Below are 14,746 nucleotides of genomic sequence, written 5' to 3' on the forward strand. Positions count from 1 at the left end.
TGCCTCTGTTGCGGGCCGGTGGTTCGCGGCAGCGGGTAGCCCCCTTGTGGCGGGATAGCTCAGCTGGTTAGAGCGCAGGACTCATAATCCTGAGGTCGAGAGTTCAAGTCTCTCTCCCGCTACCACTTTTCCCTAAGTCATTATATCTCTGAACTTATTCAGCTTTCCAGCCTTGAGGTGTCCCACAAACTGCCCCACAAGGGCTTGGAGTGAGGATGCCAAGGTATCGCGTTATGAACCATCATATGAAGCGGCGGGGGAAGGTCTGGCAGCTCCGTAAACGGGTGCCTCTCGACGTGCGCGAGGAGGTAGGCCGGGAGTGGCTTGAGGAGAGCCTCAGGACCGCCGATGTCCGCTTGGCAAGGCAGCGCCGAGATGCCCGCTTGCGGGAGCTGGAGCGGGAGTGGGATTTGATCCGCCGCGTCGGCAACCCAAGCGGCATTGAGAGCCTCTTAGCCGATGCAGAGATGGAGCGCCGCGCCGTTGAGCGCGGGATGGTGACGCCAGCGGTTCCCACTCTCGCTAGTCGCCTCGAAGACCAGCTTGATGACGCGGCAGGGGCGTGGGGACGCCGTGAGGGGCTGATAGACACGCACGGCAACGGGATGGCATTCGATGAGCTACGGGACCGCTTCGTTGAGGAGACCAAGGAAGGCGAGCGGCTCGGGACGCAGCTTGAGGCGCTGGGGGGCAATCTACCTATAGCCCTCGCTGGCGAACGGTGGCTTGCCAAGGCGCGCCTTACGGACGGCACGAAGCGGGAGTATCGCCGGTTCTTCTCTACAGCGCAGGCCAAGCTGCCCCTGCCTCAACAGGTCACACGGACGGACGCCCGGCTGTTCATTCAGTGGCTCGCAGAGGAAGGCGGAGAGGACGGGTCCGGGTTCTCCCGCAAGACAGTGAACAACCACCGCTCTGCCCTGTCCGCCCTTTGGAGCTACCTCGACTTGGACACTGCAATCTGGAGCGGCATCCGTTTCGAGCCTACCAAGGACGCGCTGAAGCGGGACGTTTGGACCCTAGAGGAGATCGTGCGCCTTCTCGACGCCGCCAAGGCCCTACCGGGGGAGGCTGGCGGGAAGCTCCCGCGTGTCATTCGTCTGGCGCTCTATACGGGGGCGCGGGCGAAGGAGATCGCCGGGATGCAGTATGACGCCGAAAGCGACTGGATCGTAATTCCAAGGGACGCCACCAAGACGGATGCCGGGGAGAGAGAGCTGCCGTGCCCGGATGCAATCAGGGATGACGTGAAGGCTTGGGTGGCGGACCCGTGGAGTGGCCAGAGCGTCACCAACCGCTTTTCAGAATTGAAGAAGGGACTAGGCTTTAACGGGCGCGCGAAGGTACTCCACAGTTTCCGTCATACCCTGCTGTCCCGCTTGCTGGAGCTAGGAGTGCAACTGGCAACGGCGCAGAAGATCGCAGGCCACAAGCCCACCGGCATGACCTACGGGCGATACGGCAGCAAGACCTCTGTGGAAAGCCTACGGGACACCGTGAACTCGCTGGCGTGGGATGAGCGCCTAGAGGAAGCGCGCAAGGAACTCGCCAGACGAGCCGACAAAGCGCGGCGTTAGTTCTCTTCTCTGCTCGCGACGGCTTGAGGTTGCTCTGCCTCACGCGCCGCTCTTTGACCTTCCCATATTTCTTCCTGCTTAGCGCGTTCTCTGGCTCGATCTAGTGAGGAATAACTGTCGACGCGTAGCCGCTTCGAACCCCGAGCTATCGGCTCCCATTTCTCACGAATGCTCCTCAGCTCCTTTGCAGTCTGGACCTCCGGGCTTTCTTCTCCAAGCCGTTCCAAGTTGGCAATGCCTGCCAGATTTAAGACATACTCTAGCTTTTCTCGCCGCACACTGCTGGGTCGTCGTGACCAAGTGACCGTGACCGCGTAGGAGTTGTTCAAGGCGTGAGCTGCCGCACATTGAAAAGAACTGATTGCTTGACCCGGTTTGAGGAGGCTCAACTGACTTAGCGGAGGCTCAAAGTCAGGCGAGGGGGCATCAGTGCTGGGCGGTTCATTCACGTTCTTGGCCCGAGGCAGTGGCGGGTCGAATGCGACCCGTATGTCGAAAGCAGTTGCGGTGCCAGTGTTCTTCACGTGAAGATCGAGATGGATAAAAGACCACTTGCTAGGCTCTAGATTTGCCACGACTTGCGGCTGAGCGGCTTGCGAGTACAAACGCCACGTAAAGAAAGCCAGAACACCTGTCAAAACCGCCAAGACAACAGTAGCCAAAGCTGTAATCCAGCTGGAGGCCGCCAAGACAGCGCCGGGAGGAAGCGTGCTTGATCCGCTGCCTGCCTCCCCCCGCCTATCAGGGACCGGCTCGAGGCTGGGAGTGGCTGACGGTGGCACAGGGCGGTCGCTTGTTTCCGGATGCCTGTCCAGTATTTCTATATCAACCGCTGCCCCCTCTTGCGGGTTCTCCACTGACGAAGGCGCGCCTTGAAGCAGCACTGAGGCCAGCAGTACGGAGGCGATGGCAGGTGCGATTGGACTAATCATGGGCGCTCCGGGACGTAGATAGCCCCACGTTAGCAGACGGGTGTGTGCAAGCACGCAAAAAGAGCGCGGCACTCATGAGGGTTCTGGAGGGCAGTTTGTCTGAGGCGCACGCCGCTCTCTTCAACGCAGACACAAGACCCCCTAGAAGCCCCTCAGAGCGTCGCCAGCGCCTCTCCCTAACCTCACCACCGCGACAGTCCCAACGCCCTCCTGAGGCCATCTGAAGGCCTTCCTGTGCGTGCCCGTGATGCGGGGGCTAAGTGGGTCCACAGGAGGCGCTGAGGGGTGGGGTTTTGCCTCTGCCGTCACCGGATCAAGGCGGTTTCGACGGCTTTTCTAACTTCCGGAAATCACACGGCAATCCAAAACCCCGAGTTAGGGGAAAAGTGTCAGGCGGTCAAAAGCGCCCCTTAGTGGAGAGCGAAGCGGCCTCAAAACCCCGCGTTAGTGGAGAAGTGCCGGGCGGCCAAAAACGCCACTAAATGGAAAGCTGGTCTCCAAGAACGACACTATGTGGAAAGCGCGTCGGCCCAAAACCCAGAGTTATTGGAGGGGTCCAACACCAATCCCCTCACTAGATGGAAAGCCCAGCCCGTTGGCGCTCGCTTCTCCCTTCTTTCATCCCTTCGCGGGGGACCGCCTCCTGACGGGGAGGCGCATGGCAAGGCCTCATCGGTAATCCCGGTGGGGCCTTTGTCTTGTCTGACGCCTCGCGAAGTTCTGTCCAACCGCGAACGGAAACCCAACCCATGACAACGTCAGCATACGGCCTTGAGCCGATCACCGCCTACACAGACGGCGCTTGCCTCGGTAATCCCGGCCCCGGAGGCTGGGGCATCGTCATCCGCGATAGCCGCGCCAAGCGGGTCGCGTGCGGGCATAGCCCGGACACCACGAATAACCGGATGGAGCTGCAGGCCGTCATCGAGACGCTGAAGGCCATTCGCCAGACGATGCGCCCGCTCATCATCGTCACCGACAGCGAGTACGTCTCCAAGGGCGTCACAGAGCGGCTTCCCCGGTGGAAGGCAGGCGGCTGGCGGACGGCGTCGAGAAAGCCCGTGGCCAATCAAGACCTCTGGCAGGAACTCGACGCGCTCCTAGCGAGCCGCGCCGGTCCTGTGGAGTTTCGCTGGGTCAAGGGTCACTCCGGCCATCCCGGCAACGATGAAGCGGACGCTCTGGCCTACCGGGGCGCGCATGGCGAGACCGTGAACGAGCGCACGGCTTTGGAGGTTTCGGCATGAACGCGCCTCAGACACCCCCGGCGCTGGAGACCGGAGTACCAACCTTCTTGCCGCCTGAGTGGCTTCACGTTGACCGTGAGATCACCTGCCGGGAAGGCGGAAAGGCCCACGAAAAGACCGTGACAGCAATCGCCCTGGCCTTCAAAGCCGGAGCGGAAATTGAGCCGGTCACCGTCGCCTTGCTGAATGGACGCTGGACCCTGATCGACGGTCTGCACCGATACGAGGCGTTCATGCGCGCCCGTGACCCGGACAGTGAGACCGGGGACGGCATAGCGGTGGTTTCCATCGGCAAGCTCAAGGACGTCCATGAGGCGCGTTGGCGGGCAGGCCAGATGAACTGGACAGGCAAGCGCAACCTCACCAGACGCGAGAAGCGCGAGGTGTTCAGGCGCTACGTGAACGCCTGCCAGCACCGCAAAGGCGGCAAGCGCCGGGGACCGCTCAAGGGATACCGGGAGATCGCAAAGGAGCTGCCCGGCGTCTCGAAATCGACCATCCACAACTGGATGCGGGCGGACTTCCCGTCCGTCGCCGACGCCATAGCGAAAGACGCCGATAAGGCGAGCGATGCAGGCGGACACCGGGACTGGAAGGCGGAGGACTTGGCCAGCAAGGCAGCCCGTTACCGCGACGACCTATTGAGCCTTGCCGTGGACGCAGCGGGAACCAAAGCGGCCAGAGAGGCGGCTGAGGCGGTCATCTGGAAACTCACCGGCGAAGCGCCCCGGCGTATGCCCGTGCGGGCACCCGGTTACGGCTATGATTTCAGCTAGGTCCGGCTACGGAAAGCCCTGCCTGCACAGGCGTTGAGGCCCAGAGCTGTCCAGATTGGACGCTACAGTCAACGCGGCACACTGTGTCGGCCTGTGTAGGCAGGCGAAGCCAGAACCGGACCTCGACACAAGCCCGGCGCATTCTGGTAGAAAAATCCGAGGGGTTGTATGATAGGAGGCGGGAGGGCCATTACCCCCCTGCCACCCTGTCAGAAACCCAGCGGGGGAGGCCGGGGCCTCAGTCGGCTCCCTTCCGTCAGCAGGGTAGCCGAAACTGGCGGCACGAACCTGTCCAGTGTAGACATCGACCATCAGCCATGGGAGGCCCTTCAGCATGACGTTCAAGGAGTATATCAAGCAGCGCCAAGTGCGGGATAACCTAGCAGGCGACTTTACAAAAGATGCTCGCGCCGATGCTAAGATGCCTGACGTTCGAACGTGGAGCGAACTGCGTTGGTACCTTGAGCGAGGGGCCTCTAGGGATGCGCGGGCCGACGTGGTTAGCGCGGCGCGTACGGTATGGCAGGGATATCAGGCGAAGCTTCGAACATTGCGGCAGCAGGCAACGTCGTAACGCACGCAACCAACGTTGCATTACGTAACAGGCGATGCTAGAAGCCCTCTCACAGTCAGCCGTGAGGGAGGCAGGGGCCATGCTCCAGTTCGTTATCTACCGCCGAGTGTCCACAGAGGAGCAGGGCCGCTCCGGCCTAGGGCTAGAGGCACAGGACCGCGACATTGCCCTGTTCTTAGAGACCTACGCTGAGACGCCCTTCGAGGTCATCGGGGAGTTTACGGACGTACTGTCCGGGAAGGGAGACGACCGGCCTCAGCTACAGGCCGCGCTGGACCTTGTGCGCAGCCGGGGGGCCACCCTGCTAGTCGCCAAGCTGGACCGCCTCAGCCGTAAGGTCTCGTTCATCGCCTCGATCATGGACGACAAGCGGGTGAACCTCCGGGTGGCGTCCATGCCCTACGCGGACAAGTTCTCCCTGCACATCTACGCCGCGCTGGCAGAGCAAGAGCGCGAGTTCATCTCCCTTCGCACCAGACAGGCCCTTGCCGCCGCCAAGGCGCGGGGCGTGAAGCTGGGGGGCGACAGGGGGAACATAGCCCAGATCAACGCGGCCAAGCGTGCCAAGGCCGATGCCTTCGCTGAGACAGTCGAGGGGATCGTGAAGCCGCTCAAGGAGCGCGGGGCGACACTACGGGAAATCGCTGAGGCTCTCAACGCCGCTGGCGTCCAGACGCGAGGCGGGGGACGGTGGCATCCCAACACCGTGAGCCGGGTAGTGGCGAGGCTGGAGACGGCGTGACGGAAACACGCGCGTGTCCGACACCGTCTGCCTTTTTCGACCGCGCCCCCTCTCAGTTGCCGTCGTTGGCTGTGGTCTCCTGAGAGACGATTGGGTTGAAATCGGTAATGGGCTTCAACCGCTCAGTGAGCAGCTGCGGCACCTCAGGTAGCTTGGGCAAAGCGACCGAGTTGTTGCCCCGCAAGCGCCCCCTCAACGGCCCTTCTAGATGCCAAAGGAAATGCCCAACATTCCAACATTCATCAGCCACCCGCCGGATGTCGTCCAGCCCCACTGCATAGTTGCTGATTTTGATCGCTTTTGACTTCTTGTGCCTAGAGACAGAGTACGCACTCAGACCCGCCTTCTCTCTCATGTTGTCATATCGGTGCATGGGCTGCGACTTGTGGACGAGGAAATTCCTGTTTCCTCGGCAAACATCGAAAGCCCGTGCCGCTGTCGTACAGGCTAGCCAAACCTCGTCGCGGCTGGGGTCCTTACCGGGCGCATCGCTACCGCGCCGAAGTTCAACAGTCGAGTATAGCGCACTCGTAAGAGTGTCTGCCCCAACGTGCGTAAGCAGCGCGCGCACCGCAGCAACTGGCAGCCCTGACACTGCCGCGACTACGTAGCGGTACTTCTGTTCCAGCATGTTCCAGTCCGTGACCACGCACCCAAGGGCGTGCATGAAGAGCAGCGGACTGAGAACATACCCTTCTTCTACTTCAGCGTTCGGCCACGGCTCCAGCCTCTCGTGGATGAAGTAGGTTTCCTCGGTCAATTTTTTTTGCTCCGATTTCCCAGCCGCGTGTGGGATTGTCTAGCATTCGGAACAAGGGCGCGGAAGCGGACCTCGACAACCGCCGCAAACTGCCCCACAAACTGTCCCACAAGAAATCGGGGGCGCTTCAGGGCGGATCGGCTAAGCCTCAGAAATATAAAGCCTGCGGGGCATGCTGGTAACGGGGCGGGCTGGTCTCTCTCCCGCTACCATAATTTCTCTCTATTCTTATGGGGTTGGTTGCTTACCAGCGCAGGATGCGCGGTGCGATCAGAGCTGCCGCTGCGGAAATGATGAGTATGCCCAGCTGGTACCAGCTGGCGATGAAGGCCAGTGCATCCTCGCCGCATGACAGGGCATAGACCGCCGCCGACAAGCCGCCGGCGACGAGCCCAAGGGCAAATCCGGCAAGGTGCGGTCGTACCGGTGCCATGCGCCGCAGGGCCCAGAAGCCTGCGATGAGGAAAGGTACGGCGAACAAACTGATCGAGATCAGGCATTTGACAAGCGATGAACCGATGAGCGCTTGCAGGCGCAATCCCTCGGGCACTGCGATCAGGCTGGCCAGGCCTGCCGCCAGCAGGACAAGCATGGTGAGCGCGGCGATCATCAACCCGGAGCCTGCGCCCCGTCCGGGCCGCGAAAGGCGGGCCAGCGCCAGTCCTGCGGCGCCGGCCACGAGGGCGGGCGCGGCGAGCTTTACCCAGAAGGGTATGCCGACAATTGCCGACGCCATGTCCGCCCTGAAGCCGAGAACCACCACCGTGAGGGCGAATGGAACAAGGCTGGCCACAGCCAACGGCGGGCCGAAAACGGCCAGCGCCGGACGTGAAGGGGCCGGTTCCAGCCCGTCAACAAGTTCATCGATAAGACGCGTCATGACCGGTCCGCCTGTTTCAGTCCCACCAGGGATGCAGCCGCTTTCAGGCCGCGATGCACATTCACCTTCACGAGGGACTCGCTGATATTCATGGCGCTGGCGGTTTCGCTGACGCTCTGCCCGTTCAGCTTCGTCCGGCGTATGGCCTCGGCCTGACCGGCGGGCAGGCGGGCGAGCAGGGCTTCCAGATCAAGCCGGGCCATCGCCGCGCGGGTATCGTCGGTTTCATCGGCAATGCCGCCTGCAGCCTCCTCCGGTTCTGTACGGCGCAGGCGGTAGCGCCGGTAATGGTCGATCAGCTTGTAGCGCGCGATGGCGTAGAGCCAGGGCATGAAGGGGTGGCGCGCATCATAGGTGGCGCGTTTGGTATGAATGGCGATCAGGGTTTCCTGCACGAGATCGTCCGCGCTGGCCGGGTCTTCCTTCACGCGGTAGCGGAAATAGGCTGCAAGCTGTACCCGCGCGGTGTCGAGCACGCTGCGATAGGCCGCCCTGTCACCGGCCTGGGCGAGCACCATGAGCGCTCTCAGCTTGGCATCGGTATCGCCTGTCACTGCCTTTTCACCACTGGCCCGCCGCATGGCGGCTCCGGAAGGGCGCACGCCATTAACGGTCAACAGACTAGGCGATGAGACGGCTGCGGCCAGCATATTCAGCAAGTCTCCAGATCACATCGTGTTGAGCAGGTAGATCACAGGCTGGTCGTCAGGCGGGTCAGCCATTCTGGCGAAAGCTCTACCAGCCAGGCTTCCAGTACCTTGTCCATGCCTGTCGCGACGAGCAGGCCAACAAGCAGCAGGAAGCCGCCCAGCAGCATCTTGCCCATCGACCCGGCCGCCAGCATGCGGGTGCGCCATTTCATAAGGACCTCGCGCGAGGCAAGCCCGATAATGGCAAGCGGTAGGGCCGCACCAAGGCCAAAGAGCAACATGACCAGCCCTACCTGACCTAGCGACTGACCTTGCGCGGCGAGGAGGGAGGCTGCGCCCAGCGTGGGGCCCACGCACGGGCTCCAGACCGCACCCAACACCAGCCCCATCGCAAACTGCGGCACAAGCCCGTCGCCATCACCCACACCGCCGAGACGGCTCTCGATCCAGTTGCTGGCCGGGCCAGCCGCCGTCGCCAATCGCGCGGAGAAGACCGGGACGAGCAGCACCAGACCGACAGCCGCCAGCAATACCCCGCCACCCTGCCGGATAATCTCGCCGTCCAGCCCTATGGCAAAGCCGATGGTCGCCACGAACAGGCCGACGGCCGTGAACGACACGGTGAGGCCCGCCGCCAGAGCCAACGGCCCGTAGCGGTGCCTGCTGGCCGCTGCGCCCAGCACGATGGGCAGAAGCGGCAATATGCAGGGCGAGAGAATGGACAGCGTTCCGGCCAGGAAACCGAACACATAGCTTTCAGGACCCATGGGCGAGGCCTCCGGCAGGGTGTGGGATGAAGCGCTTCCTGCGTTAGTCGGCGTAGGCCGTCGCGATCAGGGCGGCGATATCGCTTTCGCTGGTGATCCCGGCTGCGCGGGCTGTCTCGTTCTCACCCCGGAAGACGATCAGGGTGCTCTGCGTGGTGGCACGGAACTGACGGACAATGTCGCGCTGGCCGTCATAGTCGACCCGGAATACAGTGAGGCCATCAAAGCGCTGCTCGTCCTGAAGCTGGCCGATAACCTCCTCCTGGCGCTGGCATGTCGGGCACCAGTCCGCGGCAATCTCGACAAGTATCGGCTGATTTTGCGACTGCGCGTTGGCAAAGGCCTGCGGCGTGAACGGTTCGTTGGCCAGCGCGGATGTGGCCAGGGCAAAAGCGCCGATAGCGCCGGCGACGAGGGTCTTGATGAACATGGCGGAACTCCAGATCAGTTGAACAGCCGGTGCGCTCCATTGCGCTGGCTTGCTCCTGTCTGTTCGTGTCAGCATGGCCGCCGGTTACACACGAGATGAAACGTGCCAGTCATCGTCGGCACGCGCTCATGTCATGCAGGCGCCCGGCACGGGACGGACAACATGCTTCGCAGGCATCTGCACGTGGTTGGCGCCAGTGAGGCTATGGGGCCGCCTGCACGAACGGGTCATCGGCATCGATACCGATGAAGGCCGCGGCCTCCTCCCAGTTGCCGAAAGCGCGTGCATTGACCCCCATGTCCGAAAGCTGGCGTGTGGCATGGGCGGCGCGCATCAGCGTGCCGGGCGCGTAGACATAGGCAACCATGTCGAGCCTGGAGAGCTCTGGCACAATGAACTTGAAGAACGCCGTGTACTGGTCCGGCGCCAGGCTGGGTTCAGCCCCGCGATAATCAATCACCAGCGATGCATAGTCGCCGCCCGCAAGGCGATCGACGAGCCTTTGCGCGTTGCGCATCGTTGTTTCGAAGCTCGTCCGCCCCAGCACAGCCGCATACCGGCAGCCCGGCGCGGCGTCGCACGCAAAGATCGTGGGTTCACTCATGGATCCGTCCGCCCGGCCAGAAATCAGTCCTCAGTCTAGGCGAGTCTGCGCCGGGAGTAAGAACAAACCATTATACATCTGTATAAAACTGGACCGGCGACGCATCGATCGCGGCAAGGCGCGGGTCAGCCGCGCGTTCCGGTCCGGCTTAGCGCCAGGCAGAGCAGTCTCTGCTCCAGCCGTTCCTTGACACCGGCAGGCTGCGTCAGCTTCATGCGTTCGAGTTCGGCGGCAAAGCGGTGCGCCGCCGGCGCACGCAAGAGCGCCGAAGCAATCAGCCCGGCGCGCGATTTCCAGCCGGAATTGCGCTGGCCCAGCCATTCCAGCGCTTCGCGCAAGGCCTGCTCGGTTGCGGTCAGGTCACTGCCGAAGGGGAACTTCACCAGCACGCCACCGTTGATGGCGGCTTCCAGCCCCTCTTGTACACGTTCAGGCGTGTTCTGCCGGGCCGTCTCCGGAAGAGTATAGCCCGCTTCCAGCTTTCCGGCGGCCTTGGCCTCGTTCAGAAACGTGTCCTGAAAGCGGCTATCAGCGATTTTGGCCAAAGCGATGGCAACGTCCCGGTCGGTAGCCCCGCGAAGGTCAGCCACACCATATTCGGTAACGACAATATCGCGCAGATGGCGCGGCACGGTTACCTCGCCGCCCGTCCACACGATATTGGAGCGGGTCTCGCCGCCGGTCTGGCGTGTTGCGCGTACCAGGATGACAGAGCGCGCCCCCTCCAGCTCGTGCGCCATGGCCGAGAAATTATATTGTCCGCCCACACCGCTGACCACGCGGCCATCGGCCAGCGTGTCCGAGATCGCCGCGCCGCGCCCATTGACCATCATGGCGGTGTTGATGAAGCGGGCATGCTGGCGCTGCAGGCGGGCCAGCTCCTCGTGACCGTAAAGATCATTCACCCGTGCCACGGAGGTCATGTCGATCCGCGCGCGTTCGGGTGCACTGAGCTGTCTCAGGCGGTCATAGAGTTCCCCCGGGCCGGCGAAAAAGCCGCCATGCAGGGCAATGCCTTCATCCTCGCGCAGGCTGTCAGGATCGGCCAGCAAGGCGCGCTGGCGGTCCACGTCATCGCTGACCCGCCGCTTGAGAATGCCGTTCTGGAAGAGGTCCAGAAGTCCGAGCGTGAGCATCTCGCTGCAGCCATAGAGGCCTTGCGTGAAGCGCTCCACGCCTCCCCAGCGTTCGGCAAGCTGCATGTCAGCGCCGATCACTCCGACAGCATCGCGCCAGGCCCCGTTGTTCTCGTGGCGCAGCTTCAGCGCGGCCGCCACGGCGTCGGACAGGGCGCCGATTCCCGTCTGCAGCGTGCCGCCATCGCGTACCAGTGTGCTGGCATGGAGGCCTATGGCCCAGGCGGCTGTGCTTACCGCCTCACGCGGAATGGAAAAGAGCGTGTACTTGCCAGCATCATAAAGCGCGTCGAACCAGTCTTCTGGTATGTCCGCCCCCTGACCCATGAAGGGAAGGGCAGCATTGAGCTCGCCCAGAATGATCGCCGGGGCACCTGCCTTGCGCCTTTCAAGCAGGGCCGGGATCATGTCCAGGGACAGGTCCGGGTTGCATGACAGGCTCAACCTGCCATCCCGCCCGGGAGCCACCATCTGGGCCACCACATTGACCCCTGCCTCCAGAATGGCGCGGCCCGCATGTGTGTAGTTGGCGCTGACATAGTCGCGCTGGGCAGAAGCATTGGAAAGCAGGCCGCCCGGTGGCAGAAAAAACTCCTTCACCCGCACATTGGCGGGCAGGGCGTTGCGCCGCCGGTCGCGGGCATACTCCAGGTCGGGGTAGCCGTCGTAAAGACGCTCTGAAATGGGATCGAGCAGGCGCGCAGCGAGCGCGTTGGGTGCAGCCGGGCGTTCCAGCGTCAGCGCCGTGAATATGGTCAGTTCAATTTCCGGATCGGCTTTCGCCCGCGCATAGAAGGCGTTGGCAATATGGTTGGCCTTGCCCAAACCCAGCGGCAGGCCGAGCACGATGCGCTTGCCAACGCGCTCCAGCGCAAGGTCCACGCACGCCCCTGGCGAGGGCAGGCGGGCTGTATTCGCAGCGGGTCCGGGCAGGGTGCAGGCTCCATTCTGCCGTAAGGTAAAGGCTACGTCCGGTCAGCGTAGGCGTTCAATAATTCCGGTGTCAGCATAACAGGTGAGCCGGTTGGCCGCGCATACGAAGTCGTATTCGTTTCCTTCAGGCTAACCGGCCGCCTCCAGAGGCCAGATCATCGGCACCAGCGTTACCGTGACGATCATCACCAGCAGATTCATGGGCAGACCGAGCTTCACATAATCGGTAAAGCGGTAATGCCCGGGCCCGTAGACCAGCGTATTGGTCTGGTAACCGATTGGCGTGGCGAAGGCTGCACTGGCGCCGATCATGACCACGATCACGAAGGGACGCGGATCCAGCCCGGCGGCCACCGCCATGGCGATCGCCACGGGCGTCATCACGATGGCCACGGCGTTGTTGGTTACGGTCTCTGTAAGTACCGAGGTTGTGACGTAGACCAGTATCAGCAACACCAGCGGCGAGGCGAGTGCGAGAAGCGGTGCTGCGGCGTCCACCACCAGCTCGATCGCTCCGGTGTTTTGCAATGACGCACCAATCGCCAGCATGGCGACAATCAGGGCCAGAATGCGCCAGTCAATGCTGTCGAAGGCTTCTTCCGGGTCGAGACACCCTGAAAACAGCACGATGGCAACGCCGATGACGGCCAGGCCGACAATGGGCATGATGTTCAGGGCAGCCAGGACGACCACGCCGACAAGCGCGGCGATCGCCACCGGCGCCCGCTCGCGGCGGAACGCCTGGTCTTCAGGCCGTGCCAGGTCAACAAGCCCCAGATCGCGCGACATGCGCTCGATATCCTCCGGAGCGCCTTCCAGCAGCACGCTGTCTCCGGGGTTGAGCCGGATGCGGCCCACATGCTCGCTGATCTCGCCCCCATGGCGGTGGACAGCAACCACATAAACCCCGAACCGGCGGCGCAAACGATAGGATTTCAGCGGCGCGCCAGTCAGCCGGCTGCCTGGCCCCACGACAGCTTCAACCAGTACTGCCCGGCTTTCGCTTACATCCTCAAGGTCGTCGGCGCCGACGCGAACCTCGCCATCCCTGTGCAGGGACAATACCTCGCTCATGGGCGATTCCAGCACCAGGCGGTCTCCGGCCTGTAGCTCGATATGCTCGATGTCATGGCGCAGGGTCTGCGAGTTGCGCACCACGTCCAGAAGGCGCAGGTCGCGCAGCTTCAGGAAAGGCACATCATCCGGCCGGCGGCCGATCAGCGACGAGCCTTCGGGAATCCGCGCATCCGTGATGAAGCGGGACTCGCTGGCTCCGTCCAGCAGGGAAAAGTCCTTCCTGTCCGGCAGGATGCGTGGCGCTACAACCGCCAGATAGATCAGTCCGGTCACGGAAACGGCAATACCAACGGCGCTCATCTCGAAGATGCCGAAAGGTTCCATGCCCGCCTGACGGGCAGCACCATCGACGACCAGGTTTGTGGACGTGCCGATAAGCGTGCATGTGCCGCCCATGATGGCGCAGTAGGACAGCGGCAACAGCAGCTTTGACGGCGCCAGATTCAGGTCGCGCGCAATGCCGGTAATGACCGGGATGAGGATCATCACTACCGGGATATTGTTCATGAAGGCCGACACGATAACGGTCAGGAGAAAAGTGGAGCCGATGACCAGTGTTTTACTGGACCCTGCATGCCGCTGAATGAAGCGGCTGACTTCCAGGATTGCGCCTGTCCTCACCAGTGCGGCCGATATTACAAACATGCACGCAATGGTCAGCGGCGCGGCATTGGCCAGGGCCCCGACCATGCTGGAGCTGTCCAGCAGTCCGAGGATAAGGAAAACGGCCACCGCCCCGATGGCGACCATTTCCGGCGGGAAGCGTTCAGATGCAAACACCGCCAGCATCACACCCAGCAGGGCGAGCGCCAGCCATCCCGCATTCGGGCCAAGCCATTCGATCATTGATGTGCTCCCATGCCAGCAGCGATTTATTCACTGCTTGGCCGCGCTGTAAATGCTCTGCTGACGGGCAGTTGGGTTAAAACCTGCTGCGCACTGCTTAAACCTCTTTCTGGATGCAGGTGATCGCGTAAACAATCGCATCCAGGGTGAGCTGGCGGCGCAGGTGGCGAGGGTTCTTCTGCACGGCGGCATGCTATAGGCTGGGTTGCTCCAGCCATCAGGGGCTAAAGTCATGTTTGGTGGACGCAAGGCCGAGGAACGTCGGCGCGACGAGATTCGTCTGGCCCAGGCCGCGTGCGGCAATGCGCTGGAAGCCCTGCGTGCTGGCAACATCGCCAAGGCGCGTGCCGAGCTGGCAGCTGTGCCCAAGAAAATCGATTTTGCCGACATAGGCTGGAAGGTGGAGCTGACCGCATCCGTGCTTGATCTGGCTGCAGGGCGGCGCAAGCCCGCCATAACCCGGCTTACGGTCATCTGTTCGCGCCTGGATGAAACCGACCTCTCGCGGGACGACAAGGGCTATCTGCGCCTTTTCGCCCTTTATCGCGCCATAGAGGCGTCGAAAGACAGCAAGGCACCGCAGGAGCTACGTGATCTGGTCGATGATTTCCGCTTCGATCACACTCTGGTGTCACCCGAGCTGAAAGTGGGTTTTCCGCTCAAGAAGACCGAAGAGAGCGTGGCGCCGCCGCCGCCCATGGCCCGGCCGGCAAATGCCGGCGCGGACGACCCCTTCCAGCAGTAAGCCTAGGTCATAAACTCATAAACGGGATTCCGTTTTTGGCCGAAGCCTGATTCAACCTTCGCGAGGAGGA

At 62.5% G+C, this 14,746-nt stretch carries 14 protein-coding genes and 1 tRNA gene; 6 read left to right on the top strand and 9 right to left on the bottom strand.

The window, feature by feature from the left end:
* Positions 1-48: 48 nt before the first annotated feature.
* Positions 49-125 (top strand) — tRNA-Met (locus IEV75_RS07365).
* A 108-nt stretch (positions 126-233) separates the two neighbouring features.
* On the top strand, positions 234-1,577 hold the full coding sequence (locus IEV75_RS07370; RefSeq protein WP_188451914.1) for a DUF6538 domain-containing protein: 1,344 nt from the start codon (positions 234-236) through the stop codon (positions 1,575-1,577).
* Here the strand turns inward: IEV75_RS07370 and IEV75_RS14085 are convergent.
* The gene (locus IEV75_RS14085; RefSeq protein WP_505679293.1) at positions 1,574-2,509 is read right to left on the bottom strand and encodes a DUF8453 domain-containing protein; all 936 of its coding nucleotides are present in this window, start codon (positions 2,507-2,509) and stop codon (positions 1,574-1,576) included. The genes IEV75_RS07370 and IEV75_RS14085 overlap by 4 nt on opposite strands.
* Positions 2,510-3,258: 749 nt before the next feature.
* On the opposite strand from IEV75_RS14085, the gene rnhA reads away from it, so the two are divergent.
* The 3 genes from rnhA to IEV75_RS07385 all read left to right on the top strand — a co-directional run bounded on the left by rnhA (position 3,259) and on the right by IEV75_RS07385 (position 5,848).
* The gene (rnhA, locus tag IEV75_RS07375; RefSeq protein ID WP_188451915.1) at positions 3,259-3,756 is read left to right on the top strand and encodes a ribonuclease HI; all 498 of its coding nucleotides are present in this window, start codon (positions 3,259-3,261) and stop codon (positions 3,754-3,756) included.
* Entirely contained in the window at positions 3,753-4,532 is a 780-nt protein-coding gene (locus tag IEV75_RS07380; RefSeq protein ID WP_188451916.1) for a ParB N-terminal domain-containing protein, read from the top strand. Before rnhA ends, IEV75_RS07380 begins: the two co-directional genes overlap by 4 nt.
* Before the next feature lie 653 nt (positions 4,533-5,185).
* Positions 5,186-5,848 carry a recombinase family protein gene (locus tag IEV75_RS07385; RefSeq protein ID WP_188451917.1) on the top strand — a complete coding sequence of 221 codons (663 nt, stop codon included), beginning with the start codon at positions 5,186-5,188 and terminating at the stop codon, positions 5,846-5,848.
* Between the two features lie 52 nt (positions 5,849-5,900).
* Here IEV75_RS07385 and IEV75_RS07390 read toward each other — a convergent pair whose 3' ends face one another.
* The 8 genes from IEV75_RS07390 to IEV75_RS07425 form a co-directional block, all read right to left on the bottom strand.
* Positions 5,901-6,608, bottom strand: coding sequence for a gamma-glutamyl-gamma-aminobutyrate hydrolase family protein (locus IEV75_RS07390; protein WP_188451918.1), 708 nt, complete (start codon positions 6,606-6,608; stop codon positions 5,901-5,903).
* A gap of 244 nt (positions 6,609-6,852) precedes the next feature.
* Positions 6,853-7,488 (bottom strand): NrsF family protein, encoded by a 636-nt coding sequence (locus IEV75_RS07395; protein ID WP_188451919.1) that lies wholly within the window; start codon positions 7,486-7,488, stop codon positions 6,853-6,855.
* The gene (locus IEV75_RS07400; RefSeq protein ID WP_188451920.1) at positions 7,485-8,069 is read right to left on the bottom strand and encodes a sigma-70 family RNA polymerase sigma factor; all 585 of its coding nucleotides are present in this window, start codon (positions 8,067-8,069) and stop codon (positions 7,485-7,487) included. Before IEV75_RS07400 ends, IEV75_RS07395 begins: the two co-directional genes overlap by 4 nt.
* A gap of 110 nt (positions 8,070-8,179) precedes the next feature.
* Positions 8,180-8,905 carry a cytochrome c biogenesis CcdA family protein gene (locus IEV75_RS07405; protein ID WP_188451921.1) on the bottom strand — a complete coding sequence of 242 codons (726 nt, stop codon included), beginning with the start codon at positions 8,903-8,905 and terminating at the stop codon, positions 8,180-8,182.
* A 43-nt stretch (positions 8,906-8,948) separates the two neighbouring features.
* The gene (locus tag IEV75_RS07410; RefSeq protein WP_188451922.1) at positions 8,949-9,335 is read right to left on the bottom strand and encodes a thioredoxin family protein; all 387 of its coding nucleotides are present in this window, start codon (positions 9,333-9,335) and stop codon (positions 8,949-8,951) included.
* Between the two features lie 202 nt (positions 9,336-9,537).
* Entirely contained in the window at positions 9,538-9,939 is a 402-nt protein-coding gene (locus IEV75_RS07415) for a hypothetical protein (protein ID WP_188451923.1), read from the bottom strand.
* Positions 9,940-10,064: 125 nt separating this feature from the next.
* Positions 10,065-11,957, bottom strand: coding sequence for an acetyl-CoA hydrolase/transferase C-terminal domain-containing protein (locus IEV75_RS07420; protein ID WP_233351790.1), 1,893 nt, complete (start codon positions 11,955-11,957; stop codon positions 10,065-10,067).
* 180 nt (positions 11,958-12,137) lie between these two features.
* Positions 12,138-13,931: an SLC13 family permease gene (locus IEV75_RS07425; RefSeq protein ID WP_188451924.1), complete on the bottom strand. Its 1,794-nt coding sequence runs from the start codon at positions 13,929-13,931 to the stop codon at positions 12,138-12,140.
* A 232-nt stretch (positions 13,932-14,163) separates the two neighbouring features.
* Between IEV75_RS07425 and IEV75_RS07430 the strand changes: the two genes are divergently transcribed.
* Positions 14,164-14,676 (top strand): hypothetical protein, encoded by a 513-nt coding sequence (locus IEV75_RS07430; RefSeq protein ID WP_188451925.1) that lies wholly within the window; start codon positions 14,164-14,166, stop codon positions 14,674-14,676.
* The last annotated feature ends 70 nt before the right edge of the window (positions 14,677-14,746 follow it).

Origin of the sequence: Glycocaulis albus (assembly GCF_014639075.1) — a bacterium.
Lineage (GTDB): Bacteria > Pseudomonadota > Alphaproteobacteria > Caulobacterales > Maricaulaceae > Glycocaulis > Glycocaulis albus.

Excerpts from the sequence above, each read along its gene's own strand:
- IEV75_RS07370 (WP_188451914.1), top strand. The coding sequence starts at position 234 with ATGAACCATCATATGAAGCGGCGGGGGAAGGTCTGGCAGCTCCGTAAA.
- IEV75_RS14085 (WP_505679293.1), bottom strand. The coding sequence starts at position 2,509 with ATGATTAGTCCAATCGCACCTGCCATCGCCTCCGTACTGCTGGCCTCA.
- rnhA (WP_188451915.1), top strand. The coding sequence starts at position 3,259 with ATGACAACGTCAGCATACGGCCTTGAGCCGATCACCGCCTACACAGAC.
- IEV75_RS07380 (WP_188451916.1), top strand. The coding sequence starts at position 3,753 with ATGAACGCGCCTCAGACACCCCCGGCGCTGGAGACCGGAGTACCAACC.
- IEV75_RS07385 (WP_188451917.1), top strand. The coding sequence starts at position 5,186 with ATGCTCCAGTTCGTTATCTACCGCCGAGTGTCCACAGAGGAGCAGGGC.
- IEV75_RS07395 (WP_188451919.1), bottom strand. The coding sequence starts at position 7,488 with ATGACGCGTCTTATCGATGAACTTGTTGACGGGCTGGAACCGGCCCCT.
- IEV75_RS07400 (WP_188451920.1), bottom strand. The coding sequence starts at position 8,069 with ATGCGGCGGGCCAGTGGTGAAAAGGCAGTGACAGGCGATACCGATGCC.
- IEV75_RS07405 (WP_188451921.1), bottom strand. The coding sequence starts at position 8,905 with ATGGGTCCTGAAAGCTATGTGTTCGGTTTCCTGGCCGGAACGCTGTCC.
- IEV75_RS07410 (WP_188451922.1), bottom strand. The coding sequence starts at position 9,335 with ATGTTCATCAAGACCCTCGTCGCCGGCGCTATCGGCGCTTTTGCCCTG.
- IEV75_RS07415 (WP_188451923.1), bottom strand. The coding sequence starts at position 9,939 with ATGAGTGAACCCACGATCTTTGCGTGCGACGCCGCGCCGGGCTGCCGG.
- IEV75_RS07425 (WP_188451924.1), bottom strand. The coding sequence starts at position 13,931 with ATGATCGAATGGCTTGGCCCGAATGCGGGATGGCTGGCGCTCGCCCTG.
- IEV75_RS07430 (WP_188451925.1), top strand. The coding sequence starts at position 14,164 with ATGTTTGGTGGACGCAAGGCCGAGGAACGTCGGCGCGACGAGATTCGT.